This is a genomic window from Micromonospora zhanjiangensis (genome assembly GCF_042650605.1).
Classification (GTDB): Bacteria; Actinomycetota; Actinomycetes; order Mycobacteriales; family Micromonosporaceae; genus Micromonospora_J; species Micromonospora_J zhanjiangensis.
Window position 1 is genome coordinate 1 of the sequence record NZ_JBHSBN010000073.1, and the last position, 5,707, is coordinate 5,707.

At 69.4% G+C, this 5,707-nt stretch carries 3 protein-coding genes; 1 reads left to right on the forward strand and 2 read right to left on the reverse strand.

Annotated features, from left to right (window positions below):
- Together ACFOX0_RS33770 and ACFOX0_RS33775 are read right to left on the reverse strand one after the other, a co-directional pair.
- Positions 1-1,234, reverse strand: a 1,234-nt coding sequence (locus ACFOX0_RS33770; protein WP_377553685.1) for an extracellular catalytic domain type 1 short-chain-length polyhydroxyalkanoate depolymerase, incomplete at its 3' end; no start/stop codon positions are given.
- 179 nt (positions 1,235-1,413) lie between these two features.
- Positions 1,414-4,200: a cellulose binding domain-containing protein gene (locus ACFOX0_RS33775; RefSeq protein WP_377553687.1), complete on the reverse strand. Its 2,787-nt coding sequence runs from the start codon at positions 4,198-4,200 to the stop codon at positions 1,414-1,416.
- A gap of 570 nt (positions 4,201-4,770) precedes the next feature.
- On the opposite strand from ACFOX0_RS33775, the gene ACFOX0_RS33780 reads away from it, so the two are divergent.
- Positions 4,771-5,707, forward strand: a 937-nt coding sequence (locus ACFOX0_RS33780; protein WP_377553689.1) for an arabinofuranosidase catalytic domain-containing protein, incomplete at its 3' end; no start/stop codon positions are given.

Sequence of the window (5,707 nt, forward strand, 5' to 3'; positions counted from 1 at the left end):
CGCTGGACGGACTGATGGTCGCGTTCCAGGCACTGGTGACCGTCTGCCCGGACGGCAGAGTGAACACCAACGACCACCCGTTGACCGCCGAACCACCCGTGTTGGTGATCGTCACACTCTCGGTCAGGCCGGAGTTCCACGCGTTCACCGTCGCGGTCACCCGACACGCACCCGACACCGGCGGAGTCGTCGGCGGAGCCGTCGTCGGCGGAGCCGTGGTGGGCGGAGCAGTCGTCGGCGGAGCAGTCGTCGGCGGGGCCGTCGTCGGCGGAGCCGTGGTCGGCGGGGCCGTGGTGGGCGGCGCCGAGCCGTCCAGGCCGAGGAAGGCGATCGCGTACGCGAGCTGGCCGGACATCGGCAGCTGGTGGCCCACGCCGGAGATGCTCACGCCCTCCACGGTCGCCTGGGTGCTGATGTTCCCGTAGCGGGTCCGGGTCCAGCTCGACTGCGGGTGGTCGGTGAACGACGGGGTCTGGCTCAGGCCGTGCAGGTTGGTCCACTGCTTGATCTCCTCCCCGAAGTTCGGGTAGGCCAGCGTGGTGTCCGTCGTGCCGTGCCAGAGCTGCATCCGGGGATAGCTGCCGGTGTAGCCCGGGTACATGTTGCGGGCTATGTCACCCCACTGCTGCGCGGTCTTGATCGAGTTGCCGCCGGAGCACTGGCTGTTCCACAGCGAGCCGTCGTTGGTGGCGAAACATCCGGCCGGTACGCCGGAGAAGGCCGACGCCGCGCTGAAGACGTCGGGGTACTCGGCGGCCAGCACGTTGGTCATCATCGCGCCGGAGGAGAACCCGCTGACCACGATCCGGCCCGGGTCGACGTTGTAGCGCTGCCGGGCGTAGCTGACCATCGACATGATCCCGGTCGAGTCGCTGCCGCCGTTGCGACGCAGCGCCGCGGCGGTGGAGACGTCGAAGCAGCTCCCGCTACGGGTGGCCTCGGGCAGGACGATGATGTACTTGTAGCGGTCCGCGGCGGTCACGTAGTCGTGTCCGTTGCCGTTGAAGATGCCACTCGCCGAACCGCTGCAGTAGTGCACCAGGAGCAGCAGGGCCGGCTTGGGCGCCACGTTGTCGGGCACGTAGATGTACATCTTCAGATTTGTCGGATTGGTACCGAAGTTGGTGACCTGGGTCATCGTGGCGGCGGCCGCCGGCCGGGCCGCCAGCAGTACCGCGACCGCGGCGAGCGGCAGCAACGCCACGGCGAGCGCCGCGCGGAGGGTTCTCTTCAACGGTTGTTCTCTCCTCAGTCAGTCGTCCCGGTCGGGTGCCGGCCGCGGCGGCCCTGCCCACGGATACCGCCGCGGCCCGGCTTCCTCCCCGAGTGGTGTCAGCGTTCTCCCTGTGCGGCGTCCCGGTCGCCCACCCGGCCCGGCGGGCGGGCGGGCGACCCGGACGTCGCTGCCCGGACTTAGGTGGTGGCGCAGGTTGTGCCGTTGAGAGTGAAACTCGTCGGTACGGTGTTCGTGGTGCCGGTCATGCTGGCCAGGAAGCCGAAGGCCGCACTGCCGCCGCCGGCCGCCAGGGCGCCGTTGTAGCTGGCGTTGGTCACCGCGACCGCGGCGCCGGACTGGGTGTACGAGCCGCTCCACAGCTGGTTGACCAGCTGACCGTTGGCGAAGCTCCAGCGCAGGGTCCACCCGTTGATCGCGGTCGACCCGGTGTTGGTGACGGTCACGTCGGCCTGGAAACCACCCTGCCAGGAGCCGGTGATCCGGTACGCCACCCGGCAACCGCCGGTGGGCGGCGCGGACGTGGTCGGCGGGGCGCTGGTCGGCGGCGGGGTGGGTGAGGCGGTCGGTGACGGCGACGCCGTCGGGCTCGCACCGGTCTGGCTCGGGGTCGGGCTGACGGTCGGCGGAGTGGTGCTGATCCGGTCGCCGTAGATGACACCGCGGCCGTTGGTGCCCAGGTAGACCCGGCCGTAGACGCGCGGGTCACCGGTGATGGCGTCGCCGATGTTGCCGTACTGGTGCTGGTCGTCGTTGATGCGTACCCAGCTCGCGGCGCCGTCGTCGGAGCGGAAGACGCCGCGCTGCCCGCCCACCTTGGCGATGGCGTACAGGGCCGGGTAGCTCTGCCCCGCCGCGGCCTTGCCGAAGCCGATGTTGTCGGCCTGGTCCACCCCGGCGATCCGGGCGAAGCTGGCGCCGGAGTTGGTGGAGTGCCACAGCCCGTACGCGTTGCCGGTGGCGGTGCCGCCCGCGAGCCAGACGTCACCCTCCCGGCCGGCCACGGCCTTGACGTGCACCGGCCCGCTGGTCGGCAGGCCGCTGGCCGCGGTGGCGGTGAAGGTCGCCCCGCCGTTGGTGCTCAGGTAGAACGTGCCGGCCGCGTAGCCGTAGAACTTCATCGGGTTGACCCGGTCGGAGGCCACCGTGGCGTTGGCCGGCAGCCCGGTCGCCGTCGACCAGGTGTTGCCGAAGCCCACCGAGTAGACCGGCTGGATGCCCGGGTCGCCCGGCGCCCAGACGAACCGGCTGCCGTCGGCGGCGGCGGCGATGCTGCCGCCGGAGTTGACGCCACCCGGTTCGGTGCCCTGGAACCAGTTCGAGCCGCCGTCGGTGGAGAACGCCGCGTGGCTGTCGTTCGGCCGGTCCGAGTCGGTGAAGTCACCGGCCCGGACGATGATGCTCGGGTTCTTCTCCGCGAAGTCGATGCTGCGGGTGGAGGTGAACACCGGCTGGGTGAACATGGTCGACGGGACGGTGTCCAGCTTGTCGTGCCGGAACCCGCCGAGGTCGCCGAGCGCGCTGATCAGCGGTGGCCCGGACGGCGGGCTGATCAGGTCGAGGGCCGCGGTCTCCTCCAGGCCGTTCACCATCGGGGTGATGGTGACCGTCCCGCCGGTGTCCCAGGCGGTCAGGTTGGTGGTGCCGTAGATGGTGGCGCCGGTGCCGTACATCATCCGGTTGGAGTCGAACGGGTCGATCTCCACCGACTCGTTCATCCAGCCCAGCTTCGGGCTGGTCTCCGGCGGGTTGGGCCGCACGCCCATGGTCAGCCAGGGCGCCGCGCTGATGTCGAGCTTGTACCGCAGGCTACGGTCGGGGTAGCTGGTCCAGTCCCAGATCCGGGTCCAGGTGGTGCCCGAGTCGGTGCTCCGCCACATGATCATGTCGGGCCACCAGGACACCTGGGTGGCGACCATGATGGTGCCGGGGTGCTGCCGGTCGATGGTCAGGCCCGAGTAACCGAAGTAGTCGTCCGAGCTGCTGGAGGGGATCGGGCTGATCTGCGTCCAGGCGCCGGTCGAGGTGTTGTACCGCCAGACGTCGCCCTTCGCCCCGTCGTACGGGCCGCCGGTGTCGCTGGTCGCCAGGTAGAGGTAGTGGTTGACCGGGTCGAGCACGCCCTTGTGCGGCAGGTAGCCGGTCGGCGCGCCGGCCAGCCGCGCCCAGGTCACCCCGCCGTCGGTGCTCCGGTAGACGGGGTTGTTCTTGTCGGCCACCCCGACGTAGATCGTCTTGCTGCTGCTCCCGGCGCTGCCGGTGGTCTTGTCGAACAGCACCCAGACGTCGCCCTGGTTGTCACCCTGGTAGTCGTCGCCGGCCTTGGCGACGTAGTTGCCCGGGTTGGGAAAGCTGGTCACCTGCCCCCAGGTCACCCCACCGTCGGTGCTGCGCCACAGTCCCTTGCCGCTCGGCGCGGCCAGGTAGAGCACGTTGTCGTTGTTCGGGTCGACCGCGAGGCGTTCGCCCATCCCGCGACCCGGCATGTTGCCGCCGAGCTTGAACGGCAGCACGGTGGTCTGCCAGGTCTTCCCCTGGTCGGCCGAGCGCAGGATGGCGCCGTTGTTCGGGTCCCAGCCGTTGGTGTACATGCCGACCGCTGCCCACACCTTGTTAGCGTTCACAGCGCTGGGCGCGATGCTCACCACGCCGTTGTAACCCCAGTTGTCGGCGCCCACCCAGTCGAGCAGCGGGACCCACGAGGAGCCGGCCTGGTTCCACCGGTACATGCCACCGATGTCGGTCCGGGCATAGATCAGGTTCTTCTGGGCCGGACTGAAGACGATTCCGGGCACGAAGCCGCCGCCGCCGATCTTCACGTTGGCGAAGGTGTACGGGTCCGCCGCGGCCGCCTCGGCCCGAGGCGCGGACAGTCCCACCATCGGCACGACCGCAGCCAGCGCCGCCACCACGGAAATGATCAAAAGCCCGGCGGTACGTGCGCCGCTGAGCCGCCCTGCGGTCATGGCCCGCTCCCTATAGCGGCGACCGTGACTCCGGCATTGTCGACGGCCGTTCGCGTTGATCTCTGCGATACGGAAGGCGCCGACGGCGACGTCGATCCACCCTGCAGCGGACAATACTCACCGCTGTCGATGCCGTCAATCAGCCCGCGGTCCGGCGCGCGCTCGGCACTTCGCCAGGAATCGCCGGCGACCATCTCCACCACTTGTCAGCTCGGCGCATCGGCGTCATACTCCCGAACACCGTATTAATCGAGAGATATCGATCTTTAGTGGATTCGGGACCGTCCTGAGCCCCGCCCGCCACCGGATCACCAAGAGCCCGGGAAGGGCCGCTCGGCCCCGTCGTACGACGTCGATCGGTCCGACCCGTGATGTTAGCGCTAACAGGTCACATCGTGCCAGCAACCCGTACCGCCGAGCGGATTTCTGACACCGCTACCAGCATCAACTCCCGGTCGCGGCACCGCGTCGCGGCGATGAGAAACGGAGGAACCCGTGCCACGTCTCAACCCCGCTCGACGATGGGCCGTGATCGGCTCCGTCGCGACACTCGCTCTCGCGGGTGTCGGGATGTCCCGAACGGAACTGGCGTCGGCGGCTGCCGCCGGATGCCAGGTCAGCTACACCGTCAGCTCCCAATGGCAGGGCGGCTTCGGCGCCAACGTCGCCATCACCAACCTCGGCGACCCGATCACCTCCTGGCGACTGACCTGGACCTTCGGCGCCGGCCAAACCATCCAACAACTCTGGAACGGCAGCTACACCCAAACCGGCACCCAGGTCACCGTCACCAACGCCAGCTACAACGGAAACCTCGGCACCGGCGCCAGCACCAGCTTCGGCTTCAACGGCTCCTGGACCGGCAGCAACCCCGCCCCGACGTCGTTCGCCCTCAACGGGGTCACCTGCAACGGCGGCACCACCCCGCCCAGCACACCACCACCCACCACCTCCGGGCCGACCACGCCGCCGCCCACCACCCCGCCACCCGGCGGAGACGGCCCCTGCGACATCTACGCCAGAGGTGGAACACCCTGCGTCGCCGCGCACAGCACCACCCGCGCCCTCTACGCCACCTACAACGGCAACCTCTACCAGGTACGCCGATCCTCCGACAACACCACCCGCAACATCACCCCACTCAGCCCCGGCGGCGCCGCCAACGCGGCCACCCAGGACACCTTCTGCGCCAACACCAGCTGCGTCATCACGATCATCTACGACCAGTCCGGGCGGAACAACCACCTCACCCAGGCGCCTCCCGGCGGCTTCCAGGGCCCGGCCCCCGGTGGCTACGACAACCTCGCCGACGCGAAGGCGGCCCCCACCACGGTCAAGGGCAGCAAGGCGTACGGGGTGTTCGTGGCGCCCGGCACCGGCTACCGGAACAACGCCACCAACGGCATCGCCAAGGGTGACCAGCCCGAGGGCATGTACGCCATCTTCGACGGCACGCACTACAACGGCGGCTGCTGCTTCGACTACGGCAACGCCGAGACCAACAGCC